Source organism: Micromonospora marina (genome assembly GCF_900091565.1).
Classification (GTDB): Bacteria; Actinomycetota; Actinomycetes; order Mycobacteriales; family Micromonosporaceae; genus Micromonospora; species Micromonospora marina.
This window is the reverse complement of the sequence record NZ_FMCV01000013.1, coordinates 103,150-118,439: the sequence shown is the minus strand read 5'-3', so window position 1 is coordinate 118,439 and position 15,290 is coordinate 103,150. Positions and strand designations below refer to the sequence as shown.

Here is a 15,290-nt window from a genome sequence, read left to right as displayed (position 1 = left end):
GCACGCAGCGTACGACCCGGCTCCGGCCAACCCGGAAATGTGCGGACGGCTACCCTTGTGAGGTGACGCTACGCCTGTACGACACCGCCACCCGATCGGTGCGGGACTTCGTCCCGCGGGAAGCCGGCAAGGTGGGGGTCTACCTGTGTGGTCTCACGCTCCAGGCCCCGCCGCACATCGGCCACCTTCGCTCCGGCGTCAACTACGACGTGCTGCGCCGCTGGCTGCTGAGCAAGGGCTTCGAGGTCACGTTCATCCGCAACCTGACCGACATCGACGACAAGGTCCTGGCCAAGGCGATGGAGCACGGCCGGCCGTTCTGGTCGATCGCGTACGCCAACGAGCAGATCCTCACCGCCTCCTACCGGGCGCTCAACGTGCTCCCGCCGACGTACGAGCCGCGGGCCACCGGGCACGTCCCGGAGATGCACGAGCTGATCGCCCGGCTGATCGAGACCGGCCACGCCTACCCGGCGACCGACGGTTCCGGCGACGTCTACTTCGACGTGGCGTCCTGGCCCGCGTACGGCTCGCTGTCCGGCCAGGCCCCGGCGGACATGCAGCCCGCCGGCGACAGCCCCGACCGGGGCAAGCGGGATCCGCGTGACTTCGCGCTCTGGAAGGGTGCCAAGCCGGGCGAACCGGCCGACGCCTACTGGCCGTCGCCGTGGGGTCGCGGGCGACCCGGCTGGCACATCGAGTGCTCGGCCATGTGCTGGCGCTACCTGGGCCCCGAGTTCGACATCCACGGCGGCGGGCTCGACCTGACGTTCCCGCACCACGAGAACGAGATCGCCCAGTCGCAGGCCGCCGACCTGCCGTTCGCCCGCTACTGGGTGCACCACGGCCTGCTCGGCATCGGCGGCACCAAGATGGGCAAGTCGCTCGGCAACACGCTCGACCTCGACTACGTGGCCTCGCTCGGCGTGCGCCCGGTCGAGCTGCGCTACTACTACGTCGCGGCGCACTACCGGTCCCGCATCGACTACTCCGAGGACGCGCTGCGGGAGGCCGCCGTCGCGTACCGGCGGATCGAGGGCTTCGTGCAGCGGGCGGCCGAGCGGGTCGGCCCGGGCCGACCCGGCGACCTGCCGGGCGGTTTCGTGGCCGCGATGGACGACGACCTCAACACGTCGGCGGCGCTGGCGGCGCTGCACGAGGTGGTCCGCGACGGCAACACCGCACTCACCGCCGGTGACGATGTGACCGTCCGCACGACGCTGTCCGCCACCCGGGCGATGCTGGATATCCTCGGCGTCGACCCCCTGGACCCGGCCTGGACCGGCGGCGGCCGCACGGACGACCTGCGCGGCGTGGTGGACTCTCTGATCGCGCTGGCCCTGGAGCAGCGCGCGCAGGCCCGCAGCCGCAAGGACTGGGCTGCCGCCGACGCCGTACGCGACCAGCTCAAGCAGGCAGGCGTGGTCGTCGAGGACACCCCCCAGGGCCCGCGTTGGACTATTGGAGAGCAGGACTGATGGCCGGCAACTCGCAGCGCCGTGGCCGGCGACTGACGCCGAAGGCGGGCGCCCCCAAGGGCACCGGTGGCAAGAACAAGGACTCCTTGGCCGGGCGGGGCCGCACGCTGCCCGCCGACGAGCGGCCCTGGCACAAGGCGTACTCGGGCACCGAGAAGCTGCCCCAGCGCACCGCCTGGAAGCAGGACAAGGAACGCCGCGCGGCCGCCGAGGAGGGCCGCGCGCCGAAGATCGGTCAGCCCGGCACCAAGGACACCACCTGGGGCAAGGGCAGCCGGGCCGGTGTGCCACTCAAGGGCGGCAAGGGCAAGCCCGCCGGCCGGGGCGGTCCCCGGGTCGCGCCGGGCCGCAAGGCCAACCCGGCGAAGGACAGCCCCGAACTGCTGGTCGGGCGCAACCCGGTGCTGGAGTCGCTGCGCACCCAGGTGCCCGCGACCGCGCTCTACACCGCGCAGGGCATCGACATCGACGACCGGGTCAAGGAGATCGTCCGCACCGCCGCGGACCGCGGCATCGCGATCCTCGAGGTCAGCCGCGCCGAGCTGGACCGGATGACCGGCGGCGTGCTGCACCAGGGCGTCGGCCTCCAGGTGCCGCCGTTCGCCTACGAGCCGTTCGACGATCTGGTCGCCACCGCGCTGGAGCAGGCCGCCCCGCTGCTGGTCGCGCTGGACGGCGTCACCGACCCGCGCAACCTCGGCGCGGTCATCCGCTCCGCCGCCGCGTTCGGCGCGCAGGGTGTGTTCGTACCCGAACGGCGTGCCGCCGGGATCACCGCGACCGCCTGGCGGACCAGCGCGGGCGCGGCCGCGCGCGTGCCGGTCGCGCAGGTGACCAACCTGACCCGGTCGCTCAAGGCGTGCAAGGAGGCCGGCTTCGTCGTGGTCGGCCTGGACGCCGACGGACAGACCGACCTGTACGACCTGGAGGCCGCCGTCGGCCCGCTCGTCGTGGTGGTCGGCTCGGAGGGGCGCGGGCTGTCCCGCCTGGTCGGGGAGACCTGCGACCTCACCGTCAGCATCCCGATGGTCTCCGACGTGGAGTCGCTCAACGCCAGCGTCGCCGCCGCGGTCACGCTCGCCGAGGTCGCCCGTCGCCGGTCCGTCGAGGTCTGACCCGGGAACAACAGAAAGGGGCGGTCCGCCGTGGCGGGCCGCCCCTTTCTCGCGTACGTCAGATCCGCTGGCCGCTGGCAGCGTGGAAGACGTGGCTGCGGCCGGTACGCGGCTTGACGAACACGGTGTCACCCATGTTCGGCATGCTGCGCCGGTCGGTACGGACCACGAACCGCTCGTTGTGGCCCTCGAGCGCGGCGTGGCCGTAGATGTTGGCGTCCGAGCCCAGGTCCTCGACCAGCTCGACCACGACCGGCATGCCACCCTCGGACGGGCTGACCAGGTCGCAGTCCTCCGGACGGAAACCGACTGTGACCTTGCCGTCGCCGCCCTCGGCGCGGGCCGCCTGGACCTGCTCGCGGGTCAGCGGCACGATCATCTCGGCGAAGGCGCCGCCCTGGTCGGTCAGCTTCACCGTCTTGATGTTCATGGCGGGAGAGCCCATGAAGCCGGCGACGAAGACGTTGGCCGGGGTGTCGTAGAGCGCCCGCGGGGTGTCCACCTGCTGGAGCACGCCGTCGAGCATGACCGCCACCCGGTGACCCATGGTCATGGCCTCGACCTGGTCGTGGGTGACGTAGACGGTGGTGACACCCAGCTTCGCCTGGAGCGAGGCGATCTGGGTGCGGGTCTGCACGCGCAGCTTGGCGTCGAGGTTCGACAGCGGCTCGTCCATGAGGAAGACCTGCGGCTCGCGGACGATCGCCCGGCCCATGGCGACACGCTGGCGCTGACCGCCGGAGAGCGCCTTCGGCTTGCGGCTGAGGAACTCCTCCAACTGGAGCAGCCCGGCCGCCTCCTTGACCCGCCGGTCGATCTCCGACTTCGAGGTCTTGCGCAGCTTGAGGGCGAACGCCATGTTCTCGTACACCGTCATGTGCGGGTAGAGAGCGTAGTTCTGGAAGACCATCGCGATGTCGCGGGCCTTCGGCGGGAGGTGGGTGACGTCCCGGTCGTCGATGTAGATCGCGCCGTCGTCGACGTCCTCCAGGCCGGCGAGCATCCGGAGGCTGGTGGACTTACCGCAGCCGGACGGACCGACCAGGACGAGGAACTCCCCGTCACCGATCTGGAGGTCGAGCTGGTTGACGGCGGGGCGCTCGGTGCCCGGATAGATCCGGGACGCCTTCGCGTAGGTGACCGTAGCCATGATGGAGCGCTTCCTTTCACCGGCAGGAACGTGCCGGACGATCCGAGTGAAGGAGCGACCGGCGCCCAAGGCACCGGCCAACGGGGTCGCCGCTCAGGCAGCCGAGGCCGGCCGGAGTGTCGTCCGTGTCACTGCACGATAAACGGCTTTCGCGATCGTGCCAAGGCGTGGCACGTGGGATGGGACGGATCGCATACGCATAACGGTCAGGAAGGCACTGCGAGGCATCAATCTCCCCACCCGTGAGCGCGGCGGGGCGATGTTCCATCGGTCGTGCCGGTCGGGATGCCGACGTTTTCCGTGCTCGGGAGCCCTGCGAGGCGGGATTTCCGGGGCTCAGTCGCTATGCTGAGCGCGACGCACGCGCCCCTGTAGCTCAGCTGGCCAGAGCACTCGCCTTGTAAGCGAGATGTCGCCGGTTCGATCCCGGCCGGGGGCTCCAGTTCCACAAAGGCGTTCCGGGGCCGATGCCGCCGCGGGACGCCCGGCTCCGTCAGCAGCGCCACGACGGCACCCCGCGCGAGGGTCAGGCGGGCCCACGGGCGTCGGCCCCGGCCGGCTCCCAGAGCTGGACCATGTTGCCCTCCGGATCTCTGAGGCTCGCGAACCTGCCGTTCGGGTACTCCTCGGGGTCCACCTCGACGTCGATACCCGCGTCGCGCAGCTGGCCGACCATCGCGTCCAGGTCGTCGACGCGGAAGTTGAGCGACCAGGAATACTCGGGGCCGCCGAAGTGCTCGGAGTTCGCCGGCATGGCTGCCAGGACGGTAGGACCGGGCTTCTGCCACCAGGAGGACACGTCGTAGGACTCCGGTGCCAGTTCGACGCCGAGATGGGTGGCGTACCAGTGGTTGATCCGGTCCGGGTCGTGGGCGCGGAAGAAGACGCCGCCGATGCCTGTCACGCGTTCCACGATGTCTTCTCCCCGCCGGGCGATTTTCCGTGCCCTCTCGGACCTGGCTGAGCCTGCCGGCTTCAGGCTAGACCCGATGCGGGCGGGATTCGACTGCGCTGGGTCGTAACGGTCGCCGGATACCGCGAAGCTGGCGGCGAGGAACCCGGGTGCCAGGAACGGGGTGACCATGCCGGCTTCATGCGCTGGCTCACCGTCGACGTGCCGGGCGACCCGGGCCGGGAGATCCTGCTGGAGAAGCCGGGCCCGCCGGCCCTGGACCCGAAGACCGCCGAGCAGGTCCGGGAGCTGCTGGCCAAGGACGCCGCGGGCGGGTTGCTGTTCTTCACCACCGACGACGCGCACGAGACGTACGCGGACCTGGTCGCGAAGGGCGTCGAGGTGACCGACGAGCCGACCGACCGGCCGTACGGCATCGACTTCGGCATCCGCGACCCGTTCGGCAACCGGATCCGGATCGGCGAGATGCATCAGGGCCGGTGAACGGCGCGGCGGCGGGCTAGTCTCGCGGTCCCCGACCGTGGAGGTGCCGATGCCCAGCCGCCTGCTCTACCTGGTCCGTCACGGCGAGCAGGACCGGCCGGAGGAGGAGGCGGACACCGGACTGTCCGAGCGGGGCCGGCGGCAGGCGACGCTGCTGGGCGAGCGGCTGCTCGGGGCCGGGCTCACCGCCGTACACCATGGGCCGGCCCGCCGGGCCGCGGAGACCGCCGCGCTGGTCGCGGCGTCGCTACCAGGTGTCCCGGTACGCGCGGACGAGCGCGCCGGCGACCACATGCCGCACGACACCGACCCGGCCGGTCTGCCGGAGTCGTACGCGGAGTTCCTGGCCGGCTTCACCGAGCGGGAGCGGCGCGACGGGCCGCGCGTCACCGCGGAGGCGGTGGCCCGGTTCGCCACCGCCCCCACCGAGGGTGACGTACGCGAACTGGTCGTCACCCACAACTTCCTGGTCGCCTGGCTGGTGCTGAACGCGTTGGACGCGCCGGAGCGCCGATGGATCGGGCTCAACCAGCAGAACTGCGGGCTCACCGTGATCCGCTACGGCTCGGGCGGACCGCCGGCGCTCATCGCGTTCAACGACGTCGCCCACCTGCCGCCCGAGCTGCGCGCCACCGGCCTGCCCGACGACCACCGGATCTGAATCAGGCGCGCAGCTTCACCACGGCGTCGGCCACGGCGCGGGCGGACTGCGGGTTCTGGCCGGTCACCAGGCGCCCGTCGACCACCACGTGTTCGGTGAAGTCCGGTGCCGGTACGTGCTGCGCGCCCGCTTCGCCGAGCTTGTCGGCGAGCAGGAACGGCACCTCGTCGGTGAGGCCGACGGCCGCCTCCTCGCTGTTCGTGAACCCAGTCACCCGCTTGCCGGCGACGAGCCGGGAGCCGTCGGAGAGGGTGAGGTTCACCAGCGCCGCCGGGCCGTGGCAGACGGCGGCCACCACGCCGCCGCGCTCGTAGACCGAGCGGGCGATCCGGGCCAGGTCGGGGTCGTCGGGGAAGTCCCACATGGTGCCGTGGCCACCGGCGAAGAGGATCACGTCGTACCGCTCCGGGTCGACGTCGGCGGCCTTCGGGGTGTCGGTGACGCCGGCGGTGGCGAGGAAGTCGTTCTGGGTGCTGTCGTTCTCGTCCCGCCCGTCGACTGGCGGTTCCCCGCCGGCCACCGACGCCAGGTCGACGTCGTACCCGGCGGCCCGGAACACCTCCCACGGCTCGGCGGCCTCGCCGACGTAGTAGCCGGTCGAGCGGCCGGTGCGGCCCAGCTCGGAGTGACTGGTCAGGGCGATGAGTGCGCGAGTCATGCCGTCCATGCTGGCGTGGCCGCCGTCCGCCGGCCATAGGCCGATGTCACAGCGGCAGGGGGTTTGAGAGCCGGATCAGCCGGTGGCGCGGGTGAGCAGTTCGACCACCTCGGCGGTGACGGCCGGCTGCCGGGCGGCGGGCCCGCAGTCCACGTACCCGCTCTCGGCCGGGCCGACGGTGAGCCGGTAGGTGAACCCGTCGGCGCAGTTGTCCGGGTTCTCGGTCGCAGTGGCCTCGGCGGCCAGCCGGGGGTCGGTGGCGAGTCGTTGCAGCCGGGCGAAGTCGGCCACGGCGAGCCGGCCCTCCTGCGAGGCGCCGGTCCGGTCGGTCTTCGTCCAGTGGCCGTCCGACCGCACGGTGACGGTGTCCCTCACCCCGGCGATGCCGCCCGACTTCACGAGCACGACCTCGGCGGCCAGCGGCGAGGGCCCGTCCGTGATGACGGGTGGCGCTTCGGTGCGGGCGCAGCCGGCGAGCGGGGCGAGTAGGGCGGCGACGGCCGCCACGGCGGGGGCAGCTCTCATGCCGGTTCGGACGCGCGACGAGACCACCCGGTTCCGGGTCACCGCTTCTCCTCAGCCGTTCGGTCAGTGTCTTCGGCGGGATCCAGCCAGCCTCTTTTACGTTCTTCGATGTATCGCTATATCTACACCAGTGACTACCCCCGTCACAACTTCGCCTTCGGAGGAGGGCCCGTGAAAAGATCCGTCGCCGCCGTCAGCGCAGCGCTGCTCACCAGCGGCGTGCTGGCCTGCGTCACCACCTCGGCGCAAGCGGCAGCACCAAGCGCCCCCAGCCCCGAGGCCTCGGCCGCAGCCCGAGCCGCGAGCCTGCTGCGGGCCAACCCCGGCGCCGTCCAGGGCGCCAACGGCGAGGCCTACCAGGCCGTCCGCACCAAGGTCGACCCCTCCGGGGCGGCGCACACCCGGTACAGCCGGACCTACCAGGGCCTCCGGGTGTACGGCGGTGACTTCGTCATCCACACCGCCCCGAACGGCACCATGACCGCCGCGTCGGTCAGCCTCCACGCCCCGCTGACCCTGAGCACCACCGCCAAGGTCGGCGCGGACGCGGCCAAGGCCAGCGCCCGCAAGACGTTCTCCGGCTCCCTCACCTCGGTCGGCGCGCCGGAGCTGTTCGTCGACGCCAGCAGCGGCAAGGGCCGGCTCGCCTGGGAGACCGTCGCGACGGGCTGGAAGGCGGACAAGCAGACGCCGTCCAAGCTGCACGTCCTCACCGACGCCACCACCGGCAAGGTGATCGGCTCGTACGACGAGATCGAGACGGTGGCCGGCACCGGCCAGGGCGTCTACACCGGCTCGGTCACCATCGACACGACGCAGTCCGGCAGCTTGTACCAGATGATCGACCCGGTGCGCGGCAACGGCCGTACCTGCGACATGAACAACGGGACCTCCACCTGCACCACGTTCACCGACGCGGACAACACCTGGGGCAACGGCGCGACCTCGAACCGGCAGTCGGCCGCCGTGGACGCCCACTTCGGCGCCGCCAAGACGTTCGACTACTTCAAGAACGTGCACGGCCGCAACGGCATCTTCGGCGACGGCCAGGGCGTGCCGAGCCGGGTGCACTACGGCAACAACTACGTCAACGCCTTCTGGGACGGTTCCCAGATGACCTACGGCGACGGCTCGGGCAACTCCCGCCCGCTGGTCTCGCTGGACGTCGCCGGACACGAGATGAGCCACGGCGTCACCGAGGCGCTGGCCGGGCTGGTCTACTCCGGTGAGTCCGGCGGCCTCAACGAGGCCACCAGCGACATCTTCGGCAACATGGTGGAGTTCTACGCCGCCGCGCCGAGCGACCCAGGCGACTACCAGGTCGGCGAGAAGATCAACATCAACGGCAACGGTACGCCGCTGCGCTACATGTACAACCCGTCGCTGGACGGCTCGTCCGACTCCTGCTGGTCCACCAGCACGAAGAACAAGGACGTGCACTACTCCTCCGGCGTCGGCAACCACTTCTTCTTCAACCTCGCCGAGGGCACCGGCGCCACCGCGTACGGCACCTCGCCGGTCTGCGGCTCGGCCCCGGCGGTGACCGGCATCGGCCGCGTCAAGGCGGAGAAGATCTGGTACCGGGCGCTCGACGTGTACTTCACCTCGAACACCCAGTACGTCAGCACCAGCAACCCGGCCAACACCGCCCGCGCGTACACCCTGCGGGCCGCGACCGACCTGTACGGGAACTGCTCCACCGAGTACAAGAACGTGCAGGCCGCGTGGACCGCGGTGAACGTCGCCGGCAACGACGCGCCGTGCAGCTCGACCGGCAACAACTTCTCCGTCTCGCTCTCCCCGACCGCCGGGTCGGTGACCGCCGGCGGTTCGGTCACCACCACCGTCGCCGCGGCCACCACCAGCGGCACCGCGCAGACCGTGACGTTCTCCGCGTCCGGCCTGCCGACCGGCGCCACCGCGTCGTTCAGCCCCGCCTCGGTGACCTCGGGCGGCTCGTCCACGCTCACCATCTCCACCAGCTCCGGCACGCCGGCCGGCACCTACTCGGTGACCGTCACCGGCAGCGCGGCGTCGGGTACGAAGACCGCCACGTACTCGCTGACGGTGACCGGCACCGGCGGCGGCTGCACCGGCGCGGGCCAGAAGCTGGGCAACCCCGGCTTCGAGTCCGGCAACACCGTCTGGGCCTCCACCTCCGGCGTGATCGGCCAGTACGGCTCGCAGGGCCAGCCGACCCGCACCGGCACGTGGAACGCGTGGCTCAACGGCTACGGCACCACCCGCACCGACACGCTGTCGCAGTCGGTGAGCCTGCCGAGCGGCTGCTCCGCGTACACCTTCTCGTTCTGGCTGCACATCGACTCGGCCGAGACCACCAGCAGCATCCAGTACGACAAGCTGAACGTGCAGGTGCTCAACGCGTCCGGCTCAGTGCTCGCCACGCTGGCGACCTACTCGAACCTGAACAAGGCCAGCGGCTACAGCCAGAAGTCGTTCTCCCTGGCGGCGTACGCCGGGCAGACCGTCACGCTGAAGTTCACCGGCACCGAGGACAGCTCGCTGCAGACCTCGTTCGTGCTCGACGACACCGCTGTCAACGTCTCCTGACCTGACGGCCCGGTCCCGGGGCCCGGCGGCCACCCCACGCGGGTGGTCGCCGGGCCCCGCCCGTTACGGTCGGACCCATGTCCGACGCGGAACTGACCGTCACCCTGGACGGCCCGGTGGCCACTGTCGTCATCCACAACCCGGCCCGGCGCAACGCCATGACCCCGGCCATGTGGCGGCAGCTTCCCGTGCTGCTCGACGGCCTGGAAACCGACCCGGCGGTCCGGGTCCTGGTGCTCACCGGCGCGGGCGGCACGTTCTGCGCGGGCGCCGACCTGGGCGACCTGGACGAGCTGCTGGCCGCCGGTGACGGCAGCATCGCGGTGGCCGCCGAGGAACGGCTCGCCGCGTTCGGCCGCCCCACCGTCGCCGCGATCGAGGGCGCCTGCGTGGGCGGCGGCTGCCAGCTCGCCGTCGCCTGCGACCTGCGCCTGGCCTCGACGGAAGCCCGATTCGGCGTACCCCCGGCCCGGCTCGGCCTGGTCTACCCGGCGCCGACCACGCGGCGGCTGGCCGCGCTGGTCGGGCCGTCCGCGGCCAAGCACCTGCTGTTCACCAGCGAGCTGGTCGACGCCGAGCGGGCGCTGCGGATCGGCCTGGTGGACGAGGTGCTGCCGGACGGGGAACTGGCCGGGCGGGTGGCGGCGCTGACCGCCGCCATCGCCGAGCGGTCCCGGCTCACGGTGACCGCCGCCAAGGAGATCGTTGACGGGCGTGCCGACGCTGACCGGCTCGCCTGGTGGCACGCCCAGGTGCGGGACAGCGGCGAGGCCCGCGAAGGGGTGGCGGCGATCAACGAGCGCCGGCCGCCGCGCTTCGGCTGGACCCCGCCCGCCTAGCGCGGACCGCCGTTTGACCGCCTCCCCCATCGGGTATGTCGATGCCCGCGGAGACGGGGGTCTGGGATGGACGATCAGGAACACATGATCCGGCGAGGGCGTCGCCGGTTTCTGGCGCTGGCTCTCGGGGCGCCGTTGCTGGGCGGGGTGATCGGTGCGTTGATCGTCGGCCAGGTGGCCGACGAGGGCTGGGCGACCCGGTCGGCGGGGCAGTCGCCGGAGTGGGCAAGAATCACCGGGATCGTGCTCATCGTGGTCGGCGTACTGGTCGAGTTGGGCGCCCTCGTGTGGGCCGCCCGGCGAGGGCGGCTCCGGTCCAGTCGACGGTCCCCGCTCTGGGCGATGAGCATGCGGAAGCGGTCCCGGCTGGTGAAGCAGGTGCGGCGCGGCGAGACCGCGCCCGACGCCGACCTGCCGACGCTCACGGTCGTCGCCCGCCAGATGGTGGACGGCGGCTGGTGGGCTGTTCTCGCGGCCGGGCTCGTGGTGTTCAACCTCGGTCAGGTGCTCGCATGGTTCACCTCCGGCGTGGCGCTGGCGATCTTCGGTCTGGCGGCGGCGCTGTTCGCGTTGACGGGCTGGCGGGTCCACCGGGACGCCCGCCGGGCGGAGGCGTTCCTCCGGCACCGCGCGTCCGAGCCGACTGCGGTCTGAGAGAGACCGTCGGGTAACACGGCGCCGTCCGAGATCTTGGAGGACTTCGGCCTGATGAGGGCCGTCCCCTTCCAAGGTCTGGATAGGTGGGGGTGGGACCGGCGGGCGCGGCGCCGGGACGTACTCCCGACACCGCCCCCTGTGCCCGCCGGCCGTCCGTCACCGCGCCAGTGCGGCCCAGCTCGGCGTCACCGGCTCCCGCCGCAGCGGCATGCCCGCCTCGGCCGGGGTCCGGTCGCCCTTGCGCTGGTTGCACGCGTAGCAGGCGGCGGTGGTGTTCCCCCAGGTGTTCCGGCCACCGCGCGAGCGGGGCAGGATGTGGTCGATCGTGCTCGCCGCACCGTCGCAGTAGGTGCACCGCCGCCGGTCCCGCGCCAGCACCCCGGCCCGGGACCAGGCCGGGCCGGCGCTGAACCGCCAGCGGGTCACCACGTACCGGACGAGGCGGACCACCCGCGGCAGCGGGAAGACGCCGATCACCCGGTCGGGCTCGGCCTCGTGGATCTCGGCGACCCGGCGGCAGAGCATCCGGATCGCGTGTTTGACGGTGACCCGGTGCAGCGGGCCGAGGTCGGCGTTGATGACGAGGACGGCGTCCACCGGGCTCTCCCTCCACGATCGGCGGTACGGCGACGAAAAAGCCGCCCGGTCCACGGGACCGGGCGGCGACGACGGGTACGCGCGATGCGCGTCAGTCGTGCCCCCCGGGCCAGGGACCGTGTTCCCGGCAGCCGTCGCCGAGCAGCCACGACGGCATCGTGGTGGCGGATCGCAGCGACATCGACGGCTCCCGGAGCGGTGGTTGACCTTGCGCGCTCACGGTAGATCGATGCGGGAATCGCCTGCAACGTATTTCGATCCGTGGTCGGCGGGCCGCCGTTGCCGTCCGGCGCGGCCGGCCCGCCGCGCGGCGGCGAGCGGCCGGTCGATCCGGGCGGTCATCTGCACCACCAGCTCGCTGTCCAGCAGCGGGCGGTTCACCTCGGCCGCCACCGTCAGCGTGGGCGTGGAGATCGACCGCCAGATCGCGGTGAGCCCGGCGCCGAGGCCGACGAGCGCCACCGCCGCCCGGGTGGTGGGCGAGCCGGCCGCGGCGGCGGCGCTGACCCCGACCACCGCCAGCAGCACCACCAGCAGGGGCGCCAGCACCGGCCAGAAGATGCCCCGGGCCGCCTGTGCCACCAGCTTCCGGTCCCGGATGACGACGTTGCGGGCGATCACCGCCCAGTTCTCCTCGTCCAGCAGGTCGCGCGGGTGCAGGCCGCCGGTCAGCACGTCCTGCCACAGGTCGCCCTGGTTGCGCAGCTCGCGGGCAAGCTCGGCGGGCCCGGCCTCGCCCGGGTCGCCCACCGTGGCGCGACCGACCGCCGCGGCCCAGGCGGCGAGCGAACGGCGCACCACGGCGGCCGAGTACGGCGGCAGCACGCTCGCCAGCTCGTCCAGCCACCTGCTGATCTGGAGGTGCCGGCCGCCGAAGCGCGCGGCGAGCTGGTCGGCGTCGCCGCGTCGCACGGTGTCGGCGAGGGAGCGCCCGAGCCGGTACGCCACCCCCACCCGGTGGTTCGTGGCCATCGTCCAGCGCAGCACGTCGATGTTGAGGTCGTCGAGCGCGCGCAGCAGCGGTTCCCGGCCGGACCCGGTGGCGCCCCGGGCGGCGGCGGTGGACGGCACGGTACGGCCGTCCGTGGTGAGCGGCGCGATCTGGGCCAGCGCGACGTCCACGCCGTCGAGGTACATGCCGAGCCGGTGGCGCCCGGCCAGCTCGGTCAGGTTCGACAGCTTCGGCGGCGCGGGCGACTGCCGGTGCCCGTCCCCGGTCAGGTCGGCGGTCTGCGCGTGGTGGTAGGCGTCCGCCATGGACCAGCCGAGCCGCAGCGCGGTGACCACCGCGGTCCGTTCGTCCCGTGGCGTTCCGTGCTCCTCGTCGCGCCGATCCCGCGTCGCGGTGCTCACCGCCCGACCTCCCGTGTCACCGGATCAGTCGAGCGTAAAGCGGTTTTTGGGCGCCTATGACCTTTTCGCGCCGACAGTGCCCGCCAGTAGGCCGCGCGGCCGGATCGACCGGACCGGCTCGGCCGCCGCACCCTCGGCCCGCAGGATGTGGTTCGCGGCGATGATGCCGGTGGCCGCCGACCGTTCCATCAGGGCGCTCGGGAACTCGGTGCGGATGCCGTCCCCGGCCAGGTAAAGGCCCGGCGCGTCGGTACGTACCCCCGGACGCCAGGCGTGGCTGCCCGGCGTGAACGCCGGGGCCTGCGCCTCGACGCGGGCCCGCAGCTCGCGAACCCGCAGCTCGGCGACCTCCGGCCAGAGCGCGGTCAACTCCCCCAGCATGCGCGCCGCCAGCTCGTCGGCCGGCACGTCCGGCTCGCAGGCGTACGCGTGCAGCTCCATCACCGAGCCGCCGGTCCGCTCGGCCCAGCGGCGGGGTTCGTCCTCCAGCCGGTGGTAAAGCGTCACCGAGTCCAGCGTCGGCTGCCGGGAGACGCCGCTGAACACCGCACGATCCGCCCGGACGTCCCCGTCCATCCAGTAGCGCGCCACCGCGTACGGCGGGCCGGGCGTACCGAACGCGGGCATCCGCGCCGCCAGCTCGGGCACCGCCGCGGCCAGGCCGGGGGAGGCGTCGACGAGCGCGGCGAGCGCCGGCGGGTCCACCGCGAGCACCACGTGCGGCGCCTCCCAGACGTCGCCGTCGGTGCCGGTCACCCGCCACCCCGCCGGGGTACGGTCCATCCGGGCCGCCGCCGCGCCGGTCAGCACCCGGCCGCCGTGCTTCTCCACGTACCCGGTCAGCGGCTCCCAGATCGCCGTGCCGTAGTCCCGGTCCGGGCAGTCGAAGGCCAGCCCTTCCGGGTTGCCGAGCAGATAGAAGTGGAACTGCGCGATCATCTCCGCGGCCGACATCTCCGCCTCGTGGTTGAAGAACGAGTGCGAGAAGACCTCGAACAGCATGGCCCGCGCCCGGTCCGGCAGCCGCAGCGAGGTGAGCAGCTCGTCCGCGGTACGCTCGTCGAACTCCTCGTACGTTCGTACCGGGTCGTAGGTGAGTAGCGGCAGCGCCGCGTCCCGGTCCATCGTGCGCAAATCGGCCAGGCGCAGGCTGGGGCTGCGCAGCAGCAGCGCCAGCAGGTTCGCCGGCGGCGCGGGCGGAAGCTTGCCGAACTCCTCGGTCGGCCACTGCTCGGACAGGATCGGGTAGCCCGGGATCGGCTTGAGGAAGCCCAGCGCCGGGTCGACCCGGCGCAGGATCGACCGCCAGTTCCAGTACTGCCGGAAGAACGCGTGGAAGCCGTGCTCGTTGCGCTGGACGCCGTCGGACAACTCCTCCGGCCAGGCGCCGAGCCGTCCGCCGAGGTGCGGCGCCGCCTCCAGCACCGTCACCGCCACCCCGCGCTCGGCCAGCACCACCGCCGCCGACATGCCCGCAATGCCGCCGCCGACCACGAGCGCCGGGACCGGTCGCGGCACGCGGTCGGTGCCACCGCCGCCCGGGTCCACGACGTGCTCGCGTACGCCGATCAGGCGGCCTACCACTTGCGACAGACTCACGGGGACATCCTCCAGTCGGCGGTCCCCCCAGTCTGCCCGAGGTGCAAGGAAGGGGCCCCTTTTAACGCATACGGATGTGCGGGGCCCCTTCTTAACGCCGGGGCGGCCCGCGCTGCGTGCGCCACGGGGCGCGGGTGGGTCAGGTGTTAACAAGGGGCCCTTCCTCTACCGGAGGCGTTAATAGGGGGCCCTTCCTTCACGGCAGGCAGCGGCGGGGGCGGTCGGACGGGGGCCAGACGTACTCCAGGTCGGGGGAGACGTCGGTGAACAGCCGTGCGTAGTGGACCGGATCCTTGCGCAGCAGCGACGACCGGTGGCTGCGGTGCAGGTCGTCGCGGCCCAGCCAGGGCGGCAGCTCACCGGCGGCGGCCAGCTCCTCCTGGCTGCGGATCACCGAGATGCCGCAGGCGGTGGCGAGGTCGGTGGCGAGCGTGCCGGCGCAGGTGTCGGCCCGGCCCGGCTCGCACCACACCGCGCACATGTCCAGCCCGTACCGGGTCAGCGCCTCCTCGTACCCGGCCCACATCTTCACCGCGGGGTGGTTGCGCCAGCCGTAGCCGGGCCAGGTCAGCCCACGCAGCACCTGGATCGCCTCCACTCGCTGCTTGCCCAGCCGCTTCTGGTCCAGCGTGCGCGCGCTGGCCAGGAAGTCCGGATACGGCAGGAACGTCTGCATACCGGTGCTCTACCC

General features: G+C 72.3%; 15 protein-coding genes and 1 tRNA gene. 8 read left to right on the top strand and 8 right to left on the bottom strand.

The window, feature by feature from the left end; all coding sequences use genetic code 11:
• Window positions 1-62 precede the first annotated feature (62 nt).
• Window positions 63-1,478 carry a cysteine--tRNA ligase gene (gene cysS / locus GA0070215_RS16955; RefSeq protein ID WP_091047235.1) on the top strand — a complete coding sequence of 472 codons (1,416 nt, stop codon included), beginning with the start codon at window positions 63-65 and terminating at the stop codon, window positions 1,476-1,478.
• Window positions 1,478-2,593: a 23S rRNA (guanosine(2251)-2'-O)-methyltransferase RlmB gene (gene rlmB / locus GA0070215_RS16950; protein ID WP_018788662.1), complete on the top strand. Its 1,116-nt coding sequence runs from the start codon at window positions 1,478-1,480 to the stop codon at window positions 2,591-2,593. The genes cysS and rlmB overlap by 1 nt, the downstream gene beginning before the upstream one ends.
• Window positions 2,594-2,651: 58 nt before the next feature.
• Here the strand turns inward: rlmB and GA0070215_RS16945 are convergent, their stop codons facing one another.
• Window positions 2,652-3,743: an ABC transporter ATP-binding protein gene (locus GA0070215_RS16945; protein WP_018788661.1), complete on the bottom strand. Its 1,092-nt coding sequence runs from the start codon at window positions 3,741-3,743 to the stop codon at window positions 2,652-2,654.
• 365 nt (window positions 3,744-4,108) lie between these two features.
• Here GA0070215_RS16945 and GA0070215_RS16940 point away from each other — a divergent pair.
• A tRNA-Thr gene (locus GA0070215_RS16940) sits at window positions 4,109-4,185 on the top strand.
• Between the two features lie 84 nt (window positions 4,186-4,269).
• Here GA0070215_RS16940 and GA0070215_RS16935 read toward each other — a convergent pair.
• Window positions 4,270-4,656, bottom strand: a complete 387-nt coding sequence (locus GA0070215_RS16935; RefSeq protein ID WP_091047231.1) for a VOC family protein — start codon at window positions 4,654-4,656, stop codon at window positions 4,270-4,272.
• Window positions 4,657-4,836: 180 nt separating this feature from the next.
• On the opposite strand from GA0070215_RS16935, the gene GA0070215_RS16930 reads away from it, so the two are divergent.
• Window positions 4,837-5,139 carry a VOC family protein gene (locus GA0070215_RS16930; RefSeq protein WP_244167026.1) on the top strand — a complete coding sequence of 101 codons (303 nt, stop codon included), beginning with the start codon at window positions 4,837-4,839 and terminating at the stop codon, window positions 5,137-5,139.
• 49 nt (window positions 5,140-5,188) lie between these two features.
• Complete coding sequence (locus GA0070215_RS16925) at window positions 5,189-5,800, top strand: histidine phosphatase family protein (protein WP_091047322.1); 612 nt, start codon at window positions 5,189-5,191, stop codon at window positions 5,798-5,800.
• A 1-nt stretch (window position 5,801) separates the two neighbouring features.
• Here the strand turns inward: GA0070215_RS16925 and GA0070215_RS16920 are convergent, their stop codons facing one another.
• Together GA0070215_RS16920 and GA0070215_RS16915 are read right to left on the bottom strand one after the other, a co-directional pair.
• Window positions 5,802-6,458 carry a type 1 glutamine amidotransferase domain-containing protein gene (locus GA0070215_RS16920; RefSeq protein ID WP_244167025.1) on the bottom strand — a complete coding sequence of 219 codons (657 nt, stop codon included), beginning with the start codon at window positions 6,456-6,458 and terminating at the stop codon, window positions 5,802-5,804.
• Window positions 6,459-6,533: 75 nt separating this feature from the next.
• Window positions 6,534-6,983: a hypothetical protein gene (locus GA0070215_RS16915; protein ID WP_208600363.1), complete on the bottom strand. Its 450-nt coding sequence runs from the start codon at window positions 6,981-6,983 to the stop codon at window positions 6,534-6,536.
• Between the two features lie 171 nt (window positions 6,984-7,154).
• Here GA0070215_RS16915 and GA0070215_RS16910 point away from each other — a divergent pair, with 171 nt between their 5' ends.
• The 3 genes from GA0070215_RS16910 (at window position 7,155) to GA0070215_RS16900 (ending at window position 11,047) form a co-directional block, all read left to right on the top strand.
• Window positions 7,155-9,554 carry a M4 family metallopeptidase gene (locus tag GA0070215_RS16910; protein WP_091047220.1) on the top strand — a complete coding sequence of 800 codons (2,400 nt, stop codon included), beginning with the start codon at window positions 7,155-7,157 and terminating at the stop codon, window positions 9,552-9,554.
• Between the two features lie 77 nt (window positions 9,555-9,631).
• The gene (locus tag GA0070215_RS16905; RefSeq protein WP_018788655.1) at window positions 9,632-10,393 is read left to right on the top strand and encodes an enoyl-CoA hydratase/isomerase family protein; all 762 of its coding nucleotides are present in this window, start codon (window positions 9,632-9,634) and stop codon (window positions 10,391-10,393) included.
• 66 nt (window positions 10,394-10,459) lie between these two features.
• The gene (locus GA0070215_RS16900; RefSeq protein ID WP_091047217.1) at window positions 10,460-11,047 is read left to right on the top strand and encodes a hypothetical protein; all 588 of its coding nucleotides are present in this window, start codon (window positions 10,460-10,462) and stop codon (window positions 11,045-11,047) included.
• A gap of 159 nt (window positions 11,048-11,206) precedes the next feature.
• Here GA0070215_RS16900 and GA0070215_RS16895 read toward each other — a convergent pair whose 3' ends face one another.
• The 4 genes from GA0070215_RS16895 to GA0070215_RS16880 all read right to left on the bottom strand — a co-directional run bounded on the left by GA0070215_RS16895 (window position 11,207) and on the right by GA0070215_RS16880 (window position 15,275).
• Window positions 11,207-11,647: an HNH endonuclease gene (locus GA0070215_RS16895; RefSeq protein WP_018788653.1), complete on the bottom strand. Its 441-nt coding sequence runs from the start codon at window positions 11,645-11,647 to the stop codon at window positions 11,207-11,209.
• 216 nt (window positions 11,648-11,863) lie between these two features.
• Window positions 11,864-13,000 carry a hypothetical protein gene (locus tag GA0070215_RS16890; RefSeq protein ID WP_018788652.1) on the bottom strand — a complete coding sequence of 379 codons (1,137 nt, stop codon included), beginning with the start codon at window positions 12,998-13,000 and terminating at the stop codon, window positions 11,864-11,866.
• Between the two features lie 54 nt (window positions 13,001-13,054).
• Entirely contained in the window at window positions 13,055-14,599 is a 1,545-nt protein-coding gene (locus tag GA0070215_RS16885) for an FAD-dependent oxidoreductase (RefSeq protein WP_091047213.1), read from the bottom strand.
• Window positions 14,600-14,795: 196 nt separating this feature from the next.
• On the bottom strand, window positions 14,796-15,275 hold the full coding sequence (locus tag GA0070215_RS16880) for an MSMEG_6728 family protein (protein ID WP_018787937.1): 480 nt from the start codon (window positions 15,273-15,275) through the stop codon (window positions 14,796-14,798).
• Window positions 15,276-15,290 lie beyond the last annotated feature (15 nt).